1 protein-coding gene is annotated in these 1,319 nt (G+C 55.0%); it reads right to left on the reverse strand.

The features are described from left to right. Positions 1-72: 72 nt before the first annotated feature. Positions 73-1,319 (reverse strand): VWA domain-containing protein (locus GWQ22_RS21375; RefSeq protein ID WP_275931614.1); only part of this gene is annotated, 1,247 nt, incomplete at its 5' end.

The raw sequence follows: 1,319 nt of genomic DNA on the forward strand, positions 1-1,319 counted from the left end.
AAGGGATTTGCGCTGCTGACGTTGGTAGCGAACAACGTGAAATTCAAGGACGGAGTAAAGGTGCTGGAGGAGTCAGACAGGAGTGCCGCCTGACCGACGCCATACACCAGATTTGACAATAGCTCGTTGGCCAGTGCTTCCGTTGTAAGCTATCGGCGCCAGCGCACCAGCCGTTGCCCCCGTCCCCATGCCCAGAGCATAAGCATTGATATCGTTGCTATTGAGGAAGGCCTCCCAAGCGGCTTGTTCCGCCGTATTGATGCCTGAACTTCCCGTACCACTTACATCAGGCCAATTGGTACTTTCGGTTGGTTGGCCATCGGAGAGGAAATACAGCACACTCTGACCACCGATGATTTTTCCTGCCGAGTCGTAAGCTGACATAGCCTTGATCAGAGCATCGTCATAGTCAGTCCCACCGTTGCCCAAGTAGTCGGTAATACCATTGATGACATTCAAAGCCTGAGTGGCTGTCAGCCAGACATCGCCAGATCCCAGGAAGTTAGTGGTTGCCGAGCTGGCAAAACCAACCAGACGCACCATTACGTCCCCTACATCGTCATAATCACCAATGAGCTGCAAAATGGATGCCTTGGCAATGGCCATTCGAGTAGCAAATCCAGCCACTCCTGAGGCGTAATCCATGCTGCCTGATGTATCCAAAATGATCATCAGATTGGTGCCTGGATTCGAAAACTCCTCGACACGGGTATTAAGATCGACAGGCTGCACGGGCTCATCGTCTTCAATGACAACAGTGACCTGTTTGGTATCACTCAAATCACCGTCGCTGACCGACAGGTTGAACGTAAATGTCTCCAGCCCTTCCTGATTGTCTCCAAACTCATGATCGATGGGGCCCAGCAGGTCGACCGTGTATTTGCCCGTCGGATCCACAGATACCTGTATGACCGGGTTCCCACCCACAGAGCCAACCAGGATCGCAGAGCCGATACCGCTCCACACAACAGGCTGCCCCCCGGAGCTCAAGCTGGATGGTGATGAGAGAGTAAAGGTAAAGGCACTGCTGTCGATGTCCGTCACACCTGCCGTGGCATTGGCTGATGTGCTGTCAGTGGTATCGCCCGGATTGGGTGAATTATCCGGATTGGCCCCAAGCAGCCCCTCTTCAGAGATACGCAGATCCGAGACGGTCAGCATGGGGGCATCATTGGTCGCCGTGACCGTCACAGTGAAGTCCTGATTGGCAGCACCGCCCTCGTCCGTGGTCCCCGCTACATTGCCATTCACTACCCCGCTCCAGTCCGCCGGCAAGGTAAAGCCCGGCACGCCCGCCACGCTCGCACCGCTCCAGCTGT

The sequence above is a fragment of the Aeromonas sp. 1HA1 genome, from assembly GCF_029237385.1.
Taxonomy (GTDB): domain Bacteria; phylum Pseudomonadota; class Gammaproteobacteria; order Enterobacterales; family Aeromonadaceae; genus Aeromonas; species Aeromonas popoffii.